The sequence below is a fragment of the Aliiglaciecola sp. genome (assembly GCF_039982535.1).
Taxonomy (GTDB): Bacteria; Pseudomonadota; Gammaproteobacteria; order Enterobacterales; family Alteromonadaceae; genus Aliiglaciecola.
The window spans coordinates 97,663-118,292 of sequence record NZ_JBDWYG010000056.1 but is presented as its reverse complement, the minus strand read 5'-3'; the positions used below and the strand labels follow the sequence as shown (position 1 = coordinate 118,292).

The 20,630-nt window shown below is 41.5% G+C and carries 20 protein-coding genes and 2 pseudogenes; 11 read left to right on the top strand and 11 right to left on the bottom strand.

What is annotated here, in order from left to right:
• Positions 1-31: 31 nt before the first annotated feature.
• The 3 genes from ABJV04_RS16825 (at position 32) to purF (ending at position 2,810) form a co-directional block, all read left to right on the top strand.
• A complete protein-coding gene (locus ABJV04_RS16825) occupies positions 32-706 on the top strand; it encodes an SPOR domain-containing protein (RefSeq protein ID WP_348492749.1) in 675 nt (224 codons plus the stop codon).
• 76 nt (positions 707-782) lie between these two features.
• The gene (locus ABJV04_RS16820) at positions 783-1,274 is read left to right on the top strand and encodes a CvpA family protein (RefSeq protein ID WP_348492748.1); all 492 of its coding nucleotides are present in this window, start codon (positions 783-785) and stop codon (positions 1,272-1,274) included.
• 9 nt (positions 1,275-1,283) lie between these two features.
• The gene (purF, locus tag ABJV04_RS16815) at positions 1,284-2,810 is read left to right on the top strand and encodes an amidophosphoribosyltransferase (protein ID WP_348492747.1); all 1,527 of its coding nucleotides are present in this window, start codon (positions 1,284-1,286) and stop codon (positions 2,808-2,810) included.
• Positions 2,811-2,943: 133 nt separating this feature from the next.
• Here the strand turns inward: purF and rnt are convergent, their stop codons facing one another.
• On the bottom strand, positions 2,944-3,570 hold the full coding sequence (gene rnt / locus ABJV04_RS16810) for a ribonuclease T (protein WP_348492746.1): 627 nt from the start codon (positions 3,568-3,570) through the stop codon (positions 2,944-2,946).
• A gap of 204 nt (positions 3,571-3,774) precedes the next feature.
• On the opposite strand from rnt, the gene ABJV04_RS16805 reads away from it, so the two are divergent.
• Complete coding sequence (locus ABJV04_RS16805) at positions 3,775-4,638, top strand: OmpA family protein (RefSeq protein WP_348492745.1); 864 nt, start codon at positions 3,775-3,777, stop codon at positions 4,636-4,638.
• Between the two features lie 56 nt (positions 4,639-4,694).
• Here ABJV04_RS16805 and glpQ read toward each other — a convergent pair whose 3' ends face one another.
• Positions 4,695-5,720, bottom strand: a complete 1,026-nt coding sequence (gene glpQ, locus ABJV04_RS16800) for a glycerophosphodiester phosphodiesterase (RefSeq protein WP_348492744.1) — start codon at positions 5,718-5,720, stop codon at positions 4,695-4,697.
• A gap of 96 nt (positions 5,721-5,816) precedes the next feature.
• Positions 5,817-6,710 carry a LysR family transcriptional regulator gene (locus ABJV04_RS16795; protein ID WP_348492743.1) on the bottom strand — a complete coding sequence of 298 codons (894 nt, stop codon included), beginning with the start codon at positions 6,708-6,710 and terminating at the stop codon, positions 5,817-5,819.
• Between the two features lie 126 nt (positions 6,711-6,836).
• On the opposite strand from ABJV04_RS16795, the gene ABJV04_RS16790 reads away from it, so the two are divergent.
• The gene (locus ABJV04_RS16790; RefSeq protein WP_348492742.1) at positions 6,837-7,823 is read left to right on the top strand and encodes a zinc-dependent alcohol dehydrogenase family protein; all 987 of its coding nucleotides are present in this window, start codon (positions 6,837-6,839) and stop codon (positions 7,821-7,823) included.
• Between the two features lie 169 nt (positions 7,824-7,992).
• Here the strand turns inward: ABJV04_RS16790 and ABJV04_RS16785 are convergent, their stop codons facing one another.
• Positions 7,993-8,904, bottom strand: coding sequence for a LysR family transcriptional regulator (locus tag ABJV04_RS16785; RefSeq protein WP_348492740.1), 912 nt, complete (start codon positions 8,902-8,904; stop codon positions 7,993-7,995).
• A gap of 132 nt (positions 8,905-9,036) precedes the next feature.
• On the opposite strand from ABJV04_RS16785, the gene ABJV04_RS16780 reads away from it, so the two are divergent.
• From ABJV04_RS16780 to ABJV04_RS16770, 3 genes are read left to right on the top strand one after another with little or no spacing between them, the layout of a single operon-like run.
• Positions 9,037-10,209, top strand: a complete 1,173-nt coding sequence (locus ABJV04_RS16780) for an MFS transporter (protein WP_348492739.1) — start codon at positions 9,037-9,039, stop codon at positions 10,207-10,209.
• A 34-nt stretch (positions 10,210-10,243) separates the two neighbouring features.
• Positions 10,244-11,422, top strand: coding sequence for an MFS transporter (locus ABJV04_RS16775; protein WP_348492738.1), 1,179 nt, complete (start codon positions 10,244-10,246; stop codon positions 11,420-11,422).
• Entirely contained in the window at positions 11,391-11,927 is a 537-nt protein-coding gene (locus ABJV04_RS16770) for a redoxin domain-containing protein (RefSeq protein ID WP_348492737.1), read from the top strand. Before ABJV04_RS16775 ends, ABJV04_RS16770 begins: the two co-directional genes overlap by 32 nt.
• A gap of 79 nt (positions 11,928-12,006) precedes the next feature.
• Here the strand turns inward: ABJV04_RS16770 and ABJV04_RS16765 are convergent, their stop codons facing one another.
• Positions 12,007-13,371, bottom strand: coding sequence for a M20/M25/M40 family metallo-hydrolase (locus tag ABJV04_RS16765; RefSeq protein ID WP_348492735.1), 1,365 nt, complete (start codon positions 13,369-13,371; stop codon positions 12,007-12,009).
• A gap of 536 nt (positions 13,372-13,907) precedes the next feature.
• On the opposite strand from ABJV04_RS16765, the gene ABJV04_RS16760 reads away from it, so the two are divergent.
• Positions 13,908-14,354 carry a hypothetical protein gene (locus tag ABJV04_RS16760; protein ID WP_348492734.1) on the top strand — a complete coding sequence of 149 codons (447 nt, stop codon included), beginning with the start codon at positions 13,908-13,910 and terminating at the stop codon, positions 14,352-14,354.
• 16 nt (positions 14,355-14,370) lie between these two features.
• Complete coding sequence (locus ABJV04_RS16755) at positions 14,371-15,042, top strand: hypothetical protein (protein ID WP_348492733.1); 672 nt, start codon at positions 14,371-14,373, stop codon at positions 15,040-15,042.
• 73 nt (positions 15,043-15,115) lie between these two features.
• Here the strand turns inward: ABJV04_RS16755 and ABJV04_RS16750 are convergent, their stop codons facing one another.
• From ABJV04_RS16750 to ABJV04_RS16730, 5 genes and pseudogenes are all read right to left on the bottom strand, one after another.
• On the bottom strand, positions 15,116-16,135 hold the full coding sequence (locus tag ABJV04_RS16750) for a serine hydrolase domain-containing protein (protein WP_348492732.1): 1,020 nt from the start codon (positions 16,133-16,135) through the stop codon (positions 15,116-15,118).
• A gap of 55 nt (positions 16,136-16,190) precedes the next feature.
• Positions 16,191-16,766: a hypothetical protein gene (locus tag ABJV04_RS16745; protein ID WP_348492730.1), complete on the bottom strand. Its 576-nt coding sequence runs from the start codon at positions 16,764-16,766 to the stop codon at positions 16,191-16,193.
• 563 nt (positions 16,767-17,329) lie between these two features.
• The gene (locus tag ABJV04_RS16740; protein ID WP_348492728.1) at positions 17,330-17,887 is read right to left on the bottom strand and encodes a hypothetical protein; all 558 of its coding nucleotides are present in this window, start codon (positions 17,885-17,887) and stop codon (positions 17,330-17,332) included.
• Positions 17,888-18,456: 569 nt separating this feature from the next.
• A pseudogene (locus ABJV04_RS16735) lies at positions 18,457-18,681 on the bottom strand (endonuclease III); the annotation flags it as partial.
• A gap of 52 nt (positions 18,682-18,733) precedes the next feature.
• Positions 18,734-19,627: a LysR family transcriptional regulator gene (locus ABJV04_RS16730; RefSeq protein ID WP_348492726.1), complete on the bottom strand. Its 894-nt coding sequence runs from the start codon at positions 19,625-19,627 to the stop codon at positions 18,734-18,736.
• Positions 19,628-19,729: 102 nt separating this feature from the next.
• Here ABJV04_RS16730 and ABJV04_RS16725 point away from each other — a divergent pair, with 102 nt between their 5' ends.
• Positions 19,730-20,083 carry a DoxX family protein gene (locus tag ABJV04_RS16725; RefSeq protein WP_348492724.1) on the top strand — a complete coding sequence of 118 codons (354 nt, stop codon included), beginning with the start codon at positions 19,730-19,732 and terminating at the stop codon, positions 20,081-20,083.
• A 257-nt stretch (positions 20,084-20,340) separates the two neighbouring features.
• Here the strand turns inward: ABJV04_RS16725 and ABJV04_RS16720 are convergent.
• A pseudogene (locus tag ABJV04_RS16720) lies at positions 20,341-20,580 on the bottom strand (endonuclease III); the annotation flags it as partial.
• Between the last annotated feature and the right edge of the window lie 50 nt (positions 20,581-20,630).

Sequence of the window (20,630 nt, the reverse complement as noted above, 5' to 3'; positions counted from 1 at the left end):
TCGATGCAATGGATTTATAAGAGGAAAAGTCTTGTCTTCAGCACTACAAAACCGATTGGTAGGCACCATTATAGTGGTTGCATTAGCTGTTATCTTTTTGCCAGATTTACTTGATGGTAAAAAAGAAACTAGCCAAGACCTATTTGAATCAATACCCACTCAACCGAAAATGCTCGATGTTAAACAAACCGAAGATTTTCCTGTAGAACAAGTGAAACAAGAAGTTACACCAAAAGTTGAAATAGTACCTGATGTTGCTAATGACGATTTTGAAATAGATGAAAATCAGTCGCCACCTGTAGACACAGTGGAACAACAAAATTTAGCCGACACTGGGACTTCTAAAAAAACAGAAACTAAAAAGATCCCGCCGAATGAAGTTGATCGGCCAATTGAAGACGTCGTAGAAATTAAAGATGGCATACAAAGCAACCCCAGTGAAATTGATAGTCGTTTGCTTGCAAAAGCTGGATGGGTTGTTCAATTGGGCGTTTTTCGCCACCAGAAAAATGTTAGTGAACTACTAAGTACGTTACGTAAAGCGGGTTACCAAGCATTCAGCCGACCGGTGCAAACTAGTACTGGCGAGCTAACCAAAGTGTTTGTTGGTCCTGAGTTAAATAAACAAAAACTGCAAAAAGCGGTTCCCCATCTTCGCGAATTGACTAAGTTGCAGGGTCGAGTTACACCATTCACAGTGAAATGAATACTAGAAATAAATACCAGCTCTGATAGAATGCGCGCGATTTTAACGAACCAACAATTAATATGACCGGGTCATTATGAATTGGATAGATTTCACCATCATTGGCGTTATCGCTGTCTCCACCATTATAAGTTTGGTACGGGGATTCATCAAAGAAGCCATTTCTTTAGCTATTTGGTTCGCCGCCTTTTTTATTGCTAGCCAATTTTACGAATACCTCGCTGTTTACATGACTAAGTTTGACGATCAAATGGTCAGAAACGGTGTATCTATAGCGATTTTATTTGCCAGTACGCTGATTTTAGGCGGATTGATCAATTACTTAATTGCGCGCTTAGTACAATTTACCGGATTGACTGGTACCGATAGAGCCTTAGGTTCCGTGTTTGGTATAATCCGTGGCATTCTCATTGTCAGCGCTGCTTTGTTCTTTTTAGATACTTTTACCACTGCGTCTGAGTCCACCTGGTGGGTCGAGTCGGTATTAGTTCCTGAATTCACTCCAATTATTGAGTGGTTTTTTAGTTTTATTCAAAATAACTCCAGTTTTTTAACGCCGAATAAGTAGGTAAATTGCATGTGTGGTATTGTCGGAATTGTTGGAAAGAGTGCAGTAAATCAAGCACTTTATGACGCGTTAACTGTGCTTCAGCATCGCGGGCAAGATGCCGCAGGGATCATGACTGTTGATGATAAGATGTTTCATCTTAGAAAAGCGAATGGTTTGGTACGGGATGTATTCCATAACCGCCATATGCAACGTTTAACGGGACAGTTTGGGATTGGCCATGTGCGTTATCCTACAGCAGGCTCCTCAAGCTCTGCAGAAGCACAACCGTTTTACGTTAACTCGCCATTTGGTATTGCGTTTGCTCACAATGGCAATTTGACCAATGCCCATGACTTACAAGATGAAGTTTTCCGAATCGCAAGGCGTCATATCAATACGACCTCAGATTCAGAACTTTTACTGAATATCTTTGCCCACGAGTTACAACAGTGTGCTGGTTTAACCCTAACGCCAGACGATGTTTTCACTACTATTGCCAATGTTCATAAGAAAATCCGCGGAGCTTATGCCGTGGTTGCTGCGATTATCGGCAACGGTATGGTCGCATTTCGTGACCCCTATGGCATACGTCCTCTTGCCTTAGGTAAGCGCAAAACTGAGCAGGGTGACGAATATATGGTGGCGTCTGAGAGTGTTGCTTTGGATGCTGTTGGTTTTACATTTATTCGTGATGTTGCGCCAGGTGAAGCAATCTATGTCACCGAAGAAGGTGAGTTGTTCACGAAACAATGCGCTCAAAATCCAAAGAATGTCCCCTGTATTTTTGAATTCGTTTACTTCGCTCGCCCCGATTCGTTTATTGATGGCATATCTGTATATGCATCAAGGGTCAATATGGGCAAAAAGTTAGGTCAGAAAATCGCTAAAGAATGGGCTGATTTAGATATAGACGTGGTGATCCCCATCCCAGAAACGTCGTCTGATGTAGCCTTGCAGATCGCCATTGAATTAGATCTACCTTATCGACAAGGTTATGTGAAAAACCGTTACATCGGGCGCACATTTATCATGCCGGGGCAAACGTTGCGACGCAAATCCGTGCGTCGAAAACTTAACGCCATTAAATCGGAATTTAAAGATAAAAACGTCCTACTAGTGGACGACTCAATTGTTCGCGGTACCACATCAGAACAAATTATCGAAATGGCCCGTGAATCAGGTGCGAAAAAAGTCTATTTTGCTTCAGCTGCGCCGGAAATACGCTTTCCAAATGTATATGGTATTGATATGCCAAGTGCAAACGAGTTAATCGCTTATGGACGCGATATTGACGAAATTAGCGAGTTAATTAAAGCTGATGGCCTTATTTACCAAGATATTCAAGATCTGGTCGAAGCGGTAGGTGCCGAGAATACAGCCATTAATGGCTTTGAAACATCGGTATTTGATGGTGATTACATTACCGGTGACATCGACCAAGTTTATTTAGAAAGAGTCGACGGTGCCCGTTCTGAAGGTGCAAAAAAATCCATGATCCAAACTGAGTTGAGTAACTTGGAAATGCATAATATTGATTCGGATAGTGACGAGTAACTCATTCTAGTGGGGGAATAATCTCTGCTCTAGTGAATAACGTTATTAAGTGAGGCTTCGGCCTCACTTTTGTTTTGCGGGGTTAATAACGTTTGTAAATTGCTAGGCAGATTAAATGCGCAGCCGCTAGCGATTACTCCATTGGCCATCCACCAAGGGCTTTCCATTTATTCACCATATAACAAAATAATTCAGCGGTTTTCATTGTGTCGTAAAGTGCCGAGTGGGCTTCGCGTTGATCAAAGTCGATTTTAGCGGCTTCACAAGCTTTAACAAGTACCGTCTGGCCTAGGGTTAAACCTGCTAAGCTAGTGGTGTCGAATGACACAAAAGGATGAAATGGGGTACGTTTAATATTACACCTTTCAATGGCGGCATTTACAAATCCTTGATCGAATGACGCATTGTGGGCAACAATCACTGAACGTTGGCAGTCTGCGGCTTTTTGTTCTTTGCGTATTTCTTTACACAAGTTTTTAATTGCTTCGGTTTCATCAATGGCACCTCGCAAAGCACAATGGGGATCGATTCCATTAAAGTCTAATGCTGCTTGTTCGAGGTTTGCCCCTTCAAATGGGTTCACATGATAGTGAAAGGTTTTATCGATCTCTATGTCCCCAGTTGCTGTCATTTTCAATGTAACTGCGGCTAATTCTAGCAAAGCATCAGTTTGTGCATTGAATCCAGCTGTTTCGACATCAATGACGACTGGGAAGTACCCTCTAAATCGTTGGTTCAACAGGTGAATTGGGTCTGACATGATAACCTTATTAATCGACAAAATAGCTTGCTATTATGTCAACCTTTAAAGCCTTGTACCAGTTCAGTTGTGAATATGTTTGGAAGCATTTGCATTAGTTACTGCTAGTTGGTTATTATCCATACACAATAGGGGACTAAACTTTTTGATTCGAATGTCGATACCTATTATGAATAAACGCTATTTACTGGATTTGTGCTTGATATGAAAACGTGCGCGATTTTTTTGGGCTTAACCCTTAGCTTTGCTAGCCAGGCTAGCTTGCGACATTATGCTGCGCCGGTTGAGGATTCTCAGTGGCAGGTCAGTCAAAAAAGTCGCCTGCAATGTACCTTGAGTCATCAGTTACCAGGGTATGGAGAAGCGGCTTTTTATAGCTCGGCTTCGAAACAGCTCAATATGGAATTTGAGTTGCAGATGTTACGGTTGCCCAACACCTATTCAGTGGCGTCTGTCTACTCGGTGCCCCCCAAATGGATGCCGGGGCAAATGCAACGTGAAATTGCACAAATGCCTATTCGTAAACAGTACAACAGTGATTTACCGCAAAAAGCCGCATGGACAATGTTATCCGAATTAGAAAAAGGTTTTTGGCCAACCCTTTATTATCAAGATTGGTACAGTGACTTTGACCGTATTGCTGTAGGCTTAAATGCCAGTAACTTTGCAAAACCTTATGTTGAGTTTGCTGAGTGTATTGCCAACTTATTACCTTTCGCCTTTGAAGATATTGCTTACACGGTATTAAGTTACAACAGCAATAGTACAGATTTGACCAAATACTCTAAAAAACGATTGCAAATGATTGGGGACTATCTAAAAGAAGATACTGATCTCGAGTTAGTGTTGTTAGATGGTTATTCTGATAGTTACGGTGGTCGATGGAATAACGAACAGTTATCGATTCGTCGAGCAGAGGAAATCAAAGCCTATTTTACTGAGATGGGGGTTGATCCTGACCGCATCGAGGTGACAGGTCACGGTGAGCGCCGTCACGCGGCAGCCAATACCAATAAAATGTCCCGTGCTAAAAACCGCAGAGTGATTATTCGTATGGCCAAACCCTAAAAATGTAAAGCTCGCTTAGGGTTATTGGCTATGCGAGCATTTAGACCTAACAATATTTAATCCTGAACGTTTTTTTCTTTCTTATCTAAATACTCTTTTACCACATCGGTGAAGTCAGTAAACACGCCATCTACTTGTAAATCTTTGAATAAAATATCTAACATTTGTTCGGATGAATAGGACTGGGGTAAATCGTCTTTTCGAAATGTATAGGGGTGTACCAGTAAACCTGCCTGGTGAGCATTGACTAGTAAATCCGTGGATTTGTTCTGTTGAAAGTTGAATAGCTGGGGTATCCATGGGCCCAAACCCTGGGCGACTTTTGCTATGGCTTTAAGACCTTGAGCCGTTTTCAAATAATCATAATCAGATTCCGACTCCTGCCAACTGTTTTCGCCGATGAGTTGAATCAATTTTACTTTCGCCTGTAAATCATTTCTAAGACGCTGAGTTTCTGCAAAGTCAAAACACTGCAGATAAACATGGCTGTCCATGTTATCTAAATTGTATTTACGTAGGATATTTAGGGTGATTTGACTTAAGTCTGCGCCGTTTTTTTGGTGCCAAAGGGGCGATTTAATTTCCACATAAAGGCCCACATCTCGGTTGAATTGACGGTTAAGTTGTTGAATCAGATTAATTTGTTGCTCGAACGTGACGATTTTAAATGATGACTGTCCATGATAGCGCTCTTTATTACGAGGCTCCTGATAACGGTGGGGGAAAACTTGTTTGCCTTGTTCGGTTGTTCGCTCATGTACATTGAGGGTTTGTAATTCGGCCAAGGTGAAATCCATCGCATAATACCGACCATCAGCCCGGTGGCGTTCAGGAAATACTTGCTCGACGTTGGTCACGGTTTCTAAATGTATATCATGGAGTACTACGGGTATTAGATCTTTGCTCAAGACTAAATCTTGTTCGATAAAATCTGCCCCTTGGGAAAACGCTAGAACAGCAGCCTCTAAGGTATGCTCAGGCAAATACCCAGACGCCCCGCGGTGAGCGATAACAATAGGTTTAGCAAACAGCTGTGTGCAAAACAGGCACAACCATAACAACAAAGGTAATTTGTACAACATAGATCCCCACTTGTATTTAATTGGGGTATTTACCCCTAACTTGGCTAGCAATTGCCTCAACAATACCACCCACATATGAAAGTTCGGTGAATATCGTTATTTATCCCAGTAAGGGATTTCACCAAAATAGGCCGCAAAATAGTCAATAAACACCCTTACTTTTGGAGCCAATAACCGAGAGCTGGGAAAAACCGCCCAAATATCTGTCTCTGAGAGCAGCGGGTAATCGGATAAAACCGGTACTAGGGATTTGTCTTTTAAATGCTGATAAACGCTCCATGTAGAGGCAACGGTAATGCCCAAGCCGTTTACACTAGCATCTCTTGTTGCTTCTCCATTATCCGTAGTAAAACGACTAACCACTTTAATGGTTTGGGTTGTATTTTGAGTTTGGAAGTTCCAGCTATCTAGACCGACTAAGGTAATGCAACTATGTTGTTGAAGTTCATCCGGGGTAGTGGGGGCGCCATTTTTAGCGATGTAATCGGGAGAGGCGCAAACGATCCGTTTATCGGTTGCCAGCTTTTTGGCAATTAAGCTAGAGTCTTTTAAAGCCGCGTCTCTAATCGCAATGTCAAAGCCGCCTTCAACCAGATCCACTATGCTATCGGAAAGCCTTAGATCAATATCTATATCAGGGTATTGTTTAAGAAAGTTGGCAAGTGCAGGCACTAAATGCATTCGGCCAAAGGAAGCTGGCGCAGTTATTCTTAATCTACCTTGTGGAGTCACTTTACCGACACCCACTGATGCCATAGCCAACTCTACACTCATGAGTACATTTTCTGCGTGGGGCAAAAACGTTCTGCCTTCTTCTGTTAATGATACTTTGCGTGTGGTTCTGTGGATCAATCGGGTTCCTAAGGTTTCCTCTAACTTATTGATGTAATTGCTGGAAACCGCTGGCGATAACTGCAGTTCATGCCCCGCAGCACTGATATTGTTTAACGCCGCTATGCGGACAAATAGTTTTAAATGTTCCAAATTCATGTTCATTCACCCCTTCAATACATATTATTATCAATAAAATGTATAAAGTCATTCAATATAATTGCTTATTATCAATTTTGATCTTGTTGAATATACTTAATCCATCAAATCAATAAGGAGTCAAAAATGAAAGCAATGATTATTAACGCCTATGGTAGCAGTGACGTATTCGAAGCAACTGAGGTTGCTAAACCCGATGTAAAACCTGGTCATGTATTGGTAAAGATTGCCGCGACTAGTGTCAATACGGTGGATACTATGCTCCGCCAAATGGGAGCGGACCTGCCCATTGCACCACCACTTCCTGCCATTTTAGGAATGGACTTCGCCGGTACAGTTGAAGCTGTAGGTGAAGGGGTTAGCGAATACCAAGTTGGAGATGAGGTGTATGGCTGTGCGGGTGGTTTGGCAGATTTGCCGGGTACGTTAGCGGAATATATTGTTGCTGATGCAAATTTGATTGCCCCTAAACCGAAAAATATTTCAATGACCGAAGCAGCCGCCATTCCATTATGCGGGATCACTGCCTACGAAGGCCTTAAACGCGCAGGTGTTCAAGCTGGCCAGTCTGTATTAGTTCATGGTGGTTCAGGTGGTGTAGGGCACATAGCGTTGCAACTGGCTAACTATTTTGGAGCTAAGGTATTTTCTACTGGCGGCGGTCAACCTCAATTAAACTTAATTGAAAAATTAGGTGCCACATCAATAAACTATAAAACCGAAGCAGTAGAGGATTACGTTGCTAAACACACTGATAACGCCGGTTTTGACGTGGTCTTTGATTCTGTCGGCGGTGAAAATATGCTCAACTCCTTTAAAGCTGCGGCATTAAATGGGCAGGTTGCCACTACGGTTTCCATGGTTGAGTTGGACTTAACAGAAGCGCATTTTAAAGGTTTATCCTTGCATGTGGTATTTATGCTTATTCCTATGCTGCATAACTACAAACGGGCAGAGCACAGTCTGATACTCAAAGAGCTGACCAAAATTATCGAAGCTGAAAAATTAATCCCAGTGTTAGACGAAAATCATTACAGCCTTGAGCAGGTTGCCTTAGCCCATGATAGGTTAGCCAGTGGCAAAGGTTTAGGTAAAGTGGTTATCGAAATCTAAAACTAGCATTAAACTGAATTCAGGCTAGCATTTTTTAGCCTGAATTTTTCTGTTTACTCACTCTGGTAAAAACTCTTGTGATCGCCCTTGAGGGATCTAAGGCCACAATGTTCGCCGCAGGCAACGCAGAGTTAGTGATAAGTCAATTTAGTCCTAAGTGAGCCGAGTCTTAAACCGCCATACTCTGCTGTATTTCATCCTTTGCTGCTAATGCGATATCTAGGAAGGCCTTGACGGTGGCACTATTGTTATTTTGTTTGAATTGGATTTGTAGCGGAATTTGCGTGTCCACATCCTCTAATGCAATAAAGTGACAGCCTCGGCTATATAACTTACTGACGCAAAATGGAGCGATCGCCACCCCTAAACCGGCAGCCACTTCAGTGACTAGGGTTTGCATGTGCCTAGGTTGACTAATGATATCCGGCGAGAATCCCGCTTGTTTGCACAGGATAATGGTTTCATCAAATAGTCCAAGGGCTTCCTCACGATTAAAAATAATAAACTGTTCTGTTTTTAACTGGGCTAAATCAGTGTGGGTTTTGCCAGCAATCGCATGGGCTTGGCTCACTACCGCAACTAATTTGTCGATATAGATATCGTGACTAATAAACTCATCGGCGATGGGGGTGGGCAGTGGCCTTGAAAATGCGATATCAATTTTATCTTGCTTTAGGGCTTCAATTTGTTCCGTTGCCGTCATTTCAAATAGGGCCACATGGACCTGAGGAAATTGGGCTTTATAAGTACGGATCAAAGAGGCCATAAAAGATAAGCAAGCTGAACTTAAATGGGCAATATTTAGCGTGCCTATTTTACCACTATGGGCATTCTTAACGCGGTTTTTTGCTTGCCCTGTTAGGGCTAGAATCGCAGAGGCATCTGCTAAAAGTTGCTCACCTGCTGGGGTAATAGCCACATCTCGCGAGTTTCGATTAAATAACTTCACCCCAAGCTCTTCTTCTAGCGCAGAGATATGCCGGCTAATGGCCGGTTGTACAGTATGTAATTCTCGCGCCGCCTCTGAAAAGCTCTGGTATTTTGCCACCGCAATAAAGCTTTTTAAGGTTTTTATATCCATGTTTACACTCGGAGTCAGGTACAGATTGAATATCTATACAAAAGTTGTATCGATTCAATTAAATAATATCATTTTTGTTATCAATAGATAGGCCTTATGCTCCCTCTATTCCCAATTTAGCTGATATTACCTATGACCCATTTAGAGCCAAAACAGGCATTAAGTCCTTTATTGTTATTGCTGATGACAACGGCCATTGCTGCTAGTGCGGCAAACCTGTATTACAACCAACCTATTTTGCCCCTTATGGCCAATGAGTTTAATTTAAGCGACGGCCAATTAGGCAGTATTCCAGCACTCACACAATTCGGTTATGCCTTTGCGCTGTTGTTTATCTCACCTTTAGGGGACTCTGTTATTCGGCGGCGATTAATAGGTATTTTGTCGTGTTTATTGGTAGTTGCTTGTTCAGTTGCGGCTTTCGCGCCTACCTTTTTAATCGTCCTTGTAGCGGTATTTGTCATTGGTGTAAGCGCAAATATTACTCAGCAATTAATTCCTTTTGCTGCATCATTGGTCAGTATTAAAAACAAAGGGGCAACCCTTGGCACATTAATGATGGGCCTAACCATTGGTATTTTACTTTCACGCACCATAAGTGGGGTTGTGGGAGAGCAATTTGGGTGGCGAAGCGTGTTTATTATGTCAGCGTTACTTGCTGCCTTTCTAGGTGTGCTTTTATGGATTTATTTACCTACAAATAAACCGCAAGCGTCCTTAGGTTACTGGCCACTGATAAAAAGTACTCTCGTACTATTCACCCAACATAGATCCCTACAGTTATTTACACTTTCCGGCGCGTTTTGGTTTGCCTCATTTAACGTGCTTTGGGCAACGCTGGCTATCTATGTGAGTGAAGCCCCTTTTGATTACAACGCCCAGCAAGCTGGCTACTTTGGTCTGATTGCTTTAGCCGGAGTGATTGGTGCTAAGGCCTCTGGCAAATGGGTGAATAGACTTGGTGCTAAAACTTTAATAATGATAGCCCTTGGACTAGGTGCACTTGGGTTTGCCATAACAGGAATATTTGCCGGAAATTTAGTGTCATTAATCATCGGGATTATTTTAATCGACTTTGCCGTGTTCAGCGCTCAAGTGGCTAATCAGGTGCGTGTCTTTAGTATCGATGACAGCGCCCAAAGTCGTATTAACGGTATTTACATGCTCGGCTATTACCTCGGTGGCGCCTTAGGCTCGATTGTAGGCATAAGTGCATTTTCCCTTTATCAATGGCCCGGAGTGGTAGTGGTTAGCATTCTATTTATTCTACTGAGCGGTGTTTTTAACTCCCTAGCAAAAAGCTAAACAACAGACATTTTTACATCTTTATAGGATTTTTATGAACAAACTCAACACCGCTGGCGGATACACCTTACTTTGTATCGCCTGTTTAACCATTATGGTGGGCGCTGTGATTGCCCCAGGTCTAGTCAGTATTTCAGCTGGGCTAGGCGTGACTAATAATGCAATTTTGTTAGTCACATTACCCTCCTTAGGCGCAGTCGTATTTGCCCCTGTTGCTGGAAAATTAATAGATAAGTATGGGGCTTATCATTCGTTGGTAATTGGATTGTTTTTATATGGCTTTATGGGGGCCAGTGTATATTGGTTGAATGCTGAAGTTTGGGTGTTCGTTAATCGGTTTTTATTAGGCGGTGTGACGGCAGTGGTAATGGCCGGGTGTACGGTGTTAATTTCACATTGGTATTTTGCAGAAGCACGTTTAAAAATGGTTGCCAAACAGGGTATGGCAATTGAACTCGGTGGAGTGGTATTTTTATTTATTGGGGGCTTGCTTGCCGCGCAACATTGGGCTTTACCTCTATCTCTGTATTTAGTTGCTTGGGTATTCCTAGCCATGCTGTTGCTCTTTGTTCCCCGTCAACATCCCACGGAATTAGCAATTGAAAACCAAGACGAGCCAGTCTTGCAAAAGGGCTTTTCACTCAATAGTGTGTACCTAATTGCCTTATTATCAATGGTGTTGTTTTTCAGCTCTTTCGTGTTGATGCCTAGTTATATGCATGGACACGGGTATAACGAACAGCAAGTCGGATTTTTAATGGCATTCATCTCATTAATGGCGGTAGTTGCAGCGAGCTTGATGCCAAAGCTATGTAACTTATTTAGTGAACACAGAGTGCTGGCCTTAGGTTTTTTGGGCTTTGGCATAGCTTATTTATTCTTTTTGCAATCCGGTACTATTACCTTAGTTATTGGCGCTGTTTTTATGGGTTCTGGTTTTGGCTTCAGTATTCCCTTGTTAAATCATATGACAGTTGAACGCAGCGAAGTTAACGTGCGAGGACGTAATCTATCGTATTTCACCATGGCCGTGTTTTTAGGGCAGTTCTTAACCTCCTTTGTTGAGTACATACCCGGCGGAATAAACAATATATATATCAGCTGTATGACACTATGTGTCCTTATTTCTCTGATCTTATTTATTAACTCAGTAAAGCTTAATCACAATCAAAGAGACCATCATGACAAATTTAGCAAAACTCATTCCCGGTAATACTTTTCCCTCTATTGAAGCAATGCTTCTTGATGGCGATAGGGTTAACTTAGGACAGGCTCACGGTGATGCCGATTGGCAAATGCTGGTGGTGTATCGGGGCAAACATTGCCCTTTGTGTGTGCGTTACTTAAATTTATTAGAACAGCATAAACAACAGTTAACTGCCATTGGAGTGAGTATCACAGCGGTCTCGGCAGATTCAAAAATACAAGCTACCGAAAATATGCAAAGCTTGAATGTGTCTTTTCCCATCGCTTATGGTTTAAGTGTCGAACAAATGAAGCAGTTAGGGCTGTATATCTCAACTCCGCGTTCTGAAACTGAAACCGATCACATTTTTTCAGAGCCAGCGCTTTTTGTGATAAACGGGGAGGGGGTGTTGCAGGCTGTGGATATTTCCAATGCGCCTTTTCTACGCCCAGAATTAGACGTGATAGTTAGAGGATTAACCTTTGTGCGTAAACAAACGGATTATCCTATTCGCGGCACACTAATCGAATAATTAGTATCGACAGCCCCTAATCCTACATAAGTTGAGGATCAGGGGCGTTATTGTCATATGTTAAAATTACGCCGTGACGTTATGGCTTTAATTCAACATCCGAGTCGGCGATTAAATAAATAGTGGCTGCATAGGCCGCAATGTTTTGCGCCAGTTCATCGGGATCAATTTTGTCCAAGGTGTCATCTGGCGTATGGTGTAAATCAAAATAATCCTGACCGTTTTGTTTTAAACGTATGGTTGGCACGCCTTTGGCTGCCATCGGAATGATATCTGGGCCACCACCTTGTGCATCTGAACGGCCTCTAACGATGCCAATAGGGGATAACACTCTACCAATTTCATCTATCAATAACGTTGCTTCAGGATTGAGATTAGACTCCAATTGCCACACGGTTTGCGCGCCAAAGTCTGACTCTGTGGCCACCACGTGATTACTCAAATTTGCTTCATGTTTCTTAGCGTAAGCAAAGGCACCTAAAAGTCCAACTTCTTCAGCACCAAACATAACCACACGAATAGTCCGTTTAGGACGCTTGGGTAATTTTGCAATCAATGCAGCAGCGGCAGTGGTAATTGCAACACCGGCACCATCGTCTACGGCGCCAGTACCTAAATCCCAACTATCTAAATGGCCACCAATAAGCACGATCTCTTCAGGTTTTTCACTGCCAACTAAATCAAAAACAACATTTCCGCTGCTAACTTCACCTTTCCAGTCAGAGTTTGAGTGCACTGACATGCTAAGGGGTTTATCTAAATTATGTAAACGGCGAAGGTGGTCAGCATCAGGATTAGAAATGGCAATAACCGGGATACTAGCCCATTTGTCGCCATCTTTACTCATCATGCCTGTATGCGGGAATCGATGGGAGTCTGAGCCTACTGAACGCACGACTAAGGCATCTGCACCACCGCGCTGTGCATGTTGCCATCCCACTCTGCGGCGTTGGTTTGCCTGTCCATAACCTGCGCCAACTTGACTCTTAACCATGATATCGCCATCAACAAAAGCGATTTTCCCCTTCAGAGCGCCTTCTTTTACCTCCATTAGTGCGTGAATATCTCTAAAATAGACTACTTCAGCATTAATATTTTGTTTTGATGGTGCCGCCCCACCTAAGGCCGTACCGTATAATTCTTGGTTGTAGGGAGAGGTAAGGGAGATGTGTAACGTCCCTCTATCCCAGAATGGCATAGTAAAAGGTTCAATATTCGCTTTGTCGAAACCCAAACTCTTACCTAGTTTTAAGCCCCAATCTCTGGCCCGCTTTTCTGCTTCAGAGCCCGCAAGGCGAGGACCAATTTCAGTCGTCAATGAAGTCACTATGTCCATGCCTAGATCACTCTTTAAGGCGGTTTGTATAAGTTGTTCAGCGGTTTGCTTCTGTTCAGTGCTCAAAATCGCTTCAGCGGCGAGCAATTGAACACTAAAAAGACTCATTATTGTGCCTAGAACAAGGCGTTTACGAAGGTGCATGGTTTCTCCATTTATTATAGGTATTCAGGTCGGTTGTGGTATTCGTAACAGTTTGGTGAGCGTTTAGGGTTAAACGCAACCGGAAAATAGTAATTGTCCGGTTATCATAACTAAAACACTATCTGAATTCGATACACTAGGTGAAATTTCCTCGGCTAACTTATGGATAATGTGCAACTTTATATTGCCATTAGAGTTATTTTTAAGGTCAAAGGGATAGGAGTCATTTTTGCCGCTCTTGCCCTTTTTTTCCTGTCATTGCCGATATTGTCTTCACTTCGGCAATAATTTGCCTAATTGATTTTAACCTTCTCATTGAAAGATAACCTAAGGAATAACTCTCAGCGCCGGAACTTATTGAGACAGCCTTTATTGATTAACTTAGGTCAATCTATACCCAAAACAATGCCTAATGGCATAGTCATTGCTGCTCAAACTCATCAAGCTAAACAAGCCGACAGTAAGTGCTGATTAGCGCTAAATTGACTAATGGGAATAAGATGGAAATAAATAACAATAGTCAGCTGAGTTCTATCTATCAAAGCAGTAAAAACCAAGGTGTAGATACTACTCATTCAAATCTGCTATCTAACATTGACCAATCTAACAATGACAGCCATGCAGATAAAGTCACTCTGAGTCAGGCCGGCCTTGATGCAGAAACAAAATTACAAGAAATCGCTAGTCAGTATGATCCGACTAATATGTCATATAAGGAATTAACCCATATGTCGTCAGAGTTACAACTAAATGGGTTAATCACGCCACAACAGGGATTAGCAATGAGAGCGCCTCCAAGTCGAGACTTTGATGCCGATGAAAAATATGACGTGTTAGCCTTGGCCAGAAAGTCGGTGGAGTTTGATCAGTCTATAGGCGCTGCACAAAACACTGATGCAAAACTAAGAGCCAATGTCCTGAATGTGTTAGAAAGCTTACAAAGTTAAAAATATCGAGGTTAAAATGGACGTCACCAATCGTATTTCTCAAATACGTTCACAAAATTTACTGCAATCCAATCAATCGAAAGGAAACAATGGCTTTTCGGAATTATTAGCCGCTTACCAACAAAATCATCAGGTTCAAAAGGTAGTAGAGCCCGCTACAAGTGTGGTTTTCAGCATGAATACTTCCCAAGGTGACCAACAAGAAATCAATCTAGATGAGTATCTCACGCCTGGAGCACAACCTGGTTCGGTGAATTTAAAGGACATACCTTTATTACTGCCGACAGCGCACAATATTGATACCTTAACCAAATACTCGCAAAACGAGTTTAAAGCATTGTTAGCGCAATATGGCATACCCTCACCACCGGCAAGCATAGAGTTCAACACTCAGGGGCAGTTAGTTTTACCGGCAGATTATGCATATTCGGCACAGTTGACACAGGCATTAACAGAGAACCCCAAAGTTGAAAATGCATTGCGCACAACAGCCGCTATTGCCAGTCATTATGCCGGTATTATGGAAGGACAGCCTTTTCGCGACGAAATGTCGACAGCCAGAAATCAAGCTGATAGAGATAGAATAGTAGAGAAATATAGCTATTTATTTGATGATAATCGCCCCGCTATACAGATTGTTTTGAGCTTTTTAGACGATGGCAGTATGTTGTTAGCTGAAAAATCCTAGGCGATGCTGCTTTATGGGCTGTGGCCGCAAAGAGGTAATTAAATCTCCACAATACCTACTCAAATAATGCATTTTATTGGCTTCGTAAGATGCTCATAATTCGGTCATAAATGATGCCTGTAAGTATCACTCTGTCTTCACCGGTTGTGTTGGTGAATTGAATGACAACGGTATCAATATCTGAGTGATATCGGGCAATACTTGAATAGCCGAGTACCCAGCCGGTATGATTATACTCATACATGGACGCATATATTTTGCTTTCTGTTGGCGTAAATAAGCTGCCGTCATTTAGCGCCCTTAAGAAAATACCCACATCTTGGGCGCTGGCAACGAAACCTTGATCGAGGTGTTTAAAGTCCTGATCATAACCAACGTAATATCCGCTCATCAGCTGCTCACTATCTACTTCGTTGATGGAGAAAAACGTGGAATGTAAGTTTAATGGCAAAAGGATCTCATTCTTTATGTAGCGTGAGTAATGGTAACCTAAGGCTTCTGTCATTATGTTTTCAAGCAACAAATAGTTAGTATTGGAGTATGCGTAATCGGTTCCAGGTTTAAAATCAGCGGGTTTGTCTAATACTAAGCTGAATACATCAAGGGAGTTTGAAGCCCAATCAAACCCATCTTGATCGGTAAAATTAGGGATCCCACTGCGATGTTCAACCAGCATACGCAGAGTAATTCGATTGGCATATTCAATGCGTTCGGTCAAGTGGGGTAAATAATCAGCAACGCTCTTATCTAATTCAAGCTGCTTGGATGCTGCTAATTTGGCAACTGCCGCCGCTTCATATAATTTAGCAATACTGGCAATTTTAAAAAGCCCATTGCCATAGGCCGGTATTTTTTCTTGTCTATTATGCCAACCACTTACATACAATTGGGCAGGATTATTTGCCTTTTGCACATACACAATGATCCCGTCGATTCCCTGAGTAGTCGCCTCGTTAACTTGTTCCTCAATGAAGCTGGGCACTGGGGTTAAATAATACAATGCATATTCCCAAGGAGCGAACAAATAGATACTAGTGGTGGTAAGGGAAAATCCGAGCAATACCTTAAGAGTAATCTTTTGCCACTTTTTCATAAGCGTTCCTTGTTTGAATTAGGGCTGGAACTATATACGTGAAAATATTGTACTTTTAGGATGTTTGGCAATTTGGACAGCAGTATTTCGTTACTATACCGTCGATATTATCTACACTTCGTCCGCAGTGTTCAGACTTTGAATAATCCCAATCATACTGAGAAAGATCATATAATCTTTCTGGCGAGCAGGTGTCCAATTCATCTCGTAAAAGATAAGCCCAAGGGGTTAATTCACCGCAATTTACTTTTTTTAACTTTGCATGATTAAATGACCATTCCATCGCTATCTCCATGCGCTGATATAATGCTATAACTTCCTTTTCATTTATGCTCAAAATACTGTCATTGCTGGTTTTAATTAACTCTTGGTCAAAAAAGTTTTTAGCTGACATCTCAAAAGCCAGTACGTTCTTTTCAGCTATATCGACAAGGGCAGATACAGTAGCCAGACGCACGAAGGGATCGGGGTGTTCGAAAAACTTCTCGCAAGTCATTTCCGCAATTACACTATTTGAGAAGTGCTCGACTGATGACAGTAAATGGATGATTTTCTGTATGTTTCCAGACTCTATAATGATGTTAACATAGTCAGGATCATCGACTTTATTTGTATTTATTTTATTAACCATAAACGACTCTAAAGTTTTAGACTATTGTCGCCATTTTTCAACTGCTTCTCAACACCTCTGAGGGAGACAGTTTTTCCCGTGGCGAATTTAGTGGGCTTAGAAACGCGAAAGCTATGGGTGTCTACGGTAATGTCTACGGTAATGGTGGGCCAGCCAAAAGATAAAATGATGACTGTTTTCGGTTTACTCTGAGTTTCTGCGTTGTGCCAATAGCTGATTTACAAGTGCCAGTGGGCGAACAATAACAATTAGCACAAAGCGGATCGTCAGTAACGACTGCGCCAATGGTTTAAATGAGCGATAATCAGACATTGATTTAATTATCAGCGGCTGTCAGTTTCAGGCAAGCAATAAACGTTCGGGTTATCAGCTCTTTCTTCGAGCTTTGTGCCAGTTATAGTCGTACAAGTTTTAGTAAATCAACTTCACCTACCTCATCGATTCTACTCTGGTATCAAATTTACTGTTATAAAAAAGGGAAGCTAAAGCTCCCCTAGTTACAAATGAATTTATTAAACTCTTCCCTTCGCCAATATCTGTGACCGAAAGACACTCGACTTTAATTATACAATTTTCTTTCTGCGCATTAAAATTAACGAGGCAAAAGCGAACAAAGTCAAGGTAGTGGGAGCTGGCACCGTAACACTTTCTGAGGTGATAGCAATTAGTCCTGTTAAACTGGAGAATTCAGCTTCATTACCAGTTATATCTGAATAACCGATCAACTCTCCTGGACTGTCGAAACAACCATTGTCGCCGCCGGGACCACCAGCTAAGCACCACCAGCTGCTGGAATCTGTATACATTCCCCAGTTCTGATTCAGATCAAAATCAAAGAACAGGTCATTAGCGTCCGCAATTAGAGCGTTGTCCCCGAATATTGTACCTCCAGTAGAAGCTTCAGAAGCAACCCCTCCATTTACGTCGGGTGAAAACACTGACACTTCCCAGCTTAATATGTTGGTGTTACTTAGCAAACCAAGTGTTCCATCTGTTTCAATAAACCCTGATACTGAGCCGCTCCCAACTACACGATCAATGTTATAAATAATGCTAGCATTAGCAACACCAGCCATTAAAAACAAAATCGCACCTAATGATTTAATTAATACACTTTTCATTTTTCGAGTGCCTCCTAATTGGTTCCTCCCTTTTGAGAAAGCAAATATTTTGCCAATAATATATTATTGATAATTTGCAATTACTTACCAGTGTTCCCAAAAAGAAAATAGTAAAAGTGTAAAATAAACGGACAATTTTTTTGATCCATTGTTTGTTTTTATATTAAATCTATCGCTTTTGTTTCATCAAGCATTTCGAAATTGTATACAAATAACTCGTTAGTCTTCAGTATAAAAAGGGGAGGTTCAAATTAAATGGAGTAGCGTATTTTTTCAGCCAATGTAGTCAAATTATTTAGCCTGCTTGGGGTCGAAAACTGACCTGATTTCATACTTACAGACAATTTTCTGTGCGTCCCTTTCTCGCTCATTTGAGCCTTCAATTGAGAAGTTACCGGCGAACCGCTTTGTGCTAATTGTTGTCGCTTGCCTACTAACACTTTTAGATCTGCAATTGGCACAAAGTAAACCATTGACCTGAATTAACCAAACGACCGCTTTATCATAACAACAGTATTTGACTCACTAAGTTTTCAATGACTGCTACTTTTCTCATTGGAGGCATAGAACTATTCCGTTTTATCTTTAAAATCACACAAGTCTTCAATAACACAAGCGCCACAGCGAAGTTTGCGTGCCACACAAATATATCTGCCATGTAATGTCAACCAATGGTGCACGTCCACTTTAAATTCAGCCGGTACCACTTTAAGTAGTTTCTGTTCTACTTGATCGACATTTTTGCCCATGGCGAGTTTAGTGGGTTTGGAAACGTGAAAGCTATGGGTGTCTATTTCCGTTTATTGCCGTTCTCTATTTCCGTTCAACTCACGATCTTTTCTAGTTTCAAAGCTTGAGTTCTGATAAGACATTCCAAATTTCACTCGAAACTGGGCCAAGCATTTTTGATTTGTTTTTTATTAAATACAATGGAAATGTACTTGAACTGTCTTTATCTGCGACTTTAATTTCCAGTAAGGCACCCGAAGCTAATTGACTTGAAATTAAGTGCTTAGGCAACATTCCCCAACCTAGGCTATGGGATATGAGTTTATGTTTTGCTTCAAAGCTATTTACGTACCAGCGCCGTTGTCCTGTTTGTGTGTTGAAATAATTGTCTTGTGTTATTTTACCTGTGTCTTTCACTATTATCTGATTTTCATTGACAAGAGCTTCTATTGAATCCAATGGCTGATATTTTTCTAGCACCTGTGGTGTTGCTACGTTAATCAATTCACCTTCTGCGATCTGTGTTGCGAAAAGTTCGCTAGACTTGGCCAAGTAATCAATTGGAGCGCCAGTAACGGCTAATTGCGCTTTACCTTCCGCCACAAGTTGTAAAGCACCTGTCACATATTCCTGAGTTATAGAAAGTTGAGTCGAAGGGAATTGATTTTTTATTTGTTCAAATACTGGAAAAAGCGCTTCAATCGGGAATGCTGCTTCTATAGCAATAACAATTTTTGCTTCATTTCCTAGATTTAGGTGATTTGCATATTGTTCAATCAACGATACTTCTCGAAGGGCTTTAAGGGCCATTTGAAATGTTGTTTTACCCGCGTTAGTTAACCTCAACCTATAGCTATCTCTTGTGAATAATTCTAATCCGAGTTGTGTTTCTAGCTGTTTAAGTGAATGGCTTAATGCGGGTTGTGTTTTGTTTAGTTTACTTGCCGCAGCCCTTAGTGATTTTTCTTCTGCAATTGCTCGCAAGACTTTTAATTGCTCTATTGTAATCATGATAAAAAATATGAATCAAGTTTATAAGATAATATCAATATATGTTAATTAGATGATTAATTATAGTCTGCGTACTGAAATTGATAATCTTGAGAGAAAGCGATGAAAAAAATGTTACGTTGGGTGCCTCTTGTACTACTTGGTTTGGTAATGATTTTGGCTGGTGGAGCCAAACTAGCCGGTTTACCAGAGGTACATGATAGTTTCGCAAAAATGGGGTTGCCCGAGTGGTTTGGGTACTTTATTGGGTTAGCTGAGTTACTCGCTGGTATTGCGATGTTTGTGCGCAAGTGGACTGCTTTGGCAGCAACTGGATTAATTCCAGTAATGATCGGTGCTGCTTACTATCATATTACTTATGAAGTACCTTCAGCAATACCGGCAGTGATATTTATAGGGTTGGCAGTTTACGCGATTTTTATTCGTAAGCAGGATGCGATTTGGTATCCGGTATAACCTACAAAACCGTAATTTAGACGCTGAAACAATAAATGTTTTCTTACTAAATTTGTCGCGTTAGGCACAACAAGAAGTGTCTAATGCGATTAATACAGGTGATGGGGAAACCCTATCGAACAAGGGCAGTTTAGCACTTTAATTTTAGCTAATTGAATTCATCAAATGACGATGAGTGATTGGTCAGCTGAAAGTTACCATTGAAAATTAGAGTCCACGTTAGACGCAGTCATAGCGCTTTAAAAGCAAACGATTAACTAATCCACTTCATCTTTAAACTCACACAAGTCTTCAATAACGCAAGCGCCACAGCGAGGTTTGCGTGCCACGCAGATGTATCGTCCGTGAAGAATAAGCCAATGGTGCACGTCCACTTTAAATTCAGCAGGTACCACTTTAAGTAGTTTCTGTTCTACTTCATCGACATTTTTGCCCATGGCGAGCTTAGTGCGGTTGGAAACGCGAAATATGTGGGTGTCTACGGCAATGGTGGGCCAGCAGAAGTACAAGGAAGTAGAGAGCTTTCTGCACTATCAGCACTATGCTT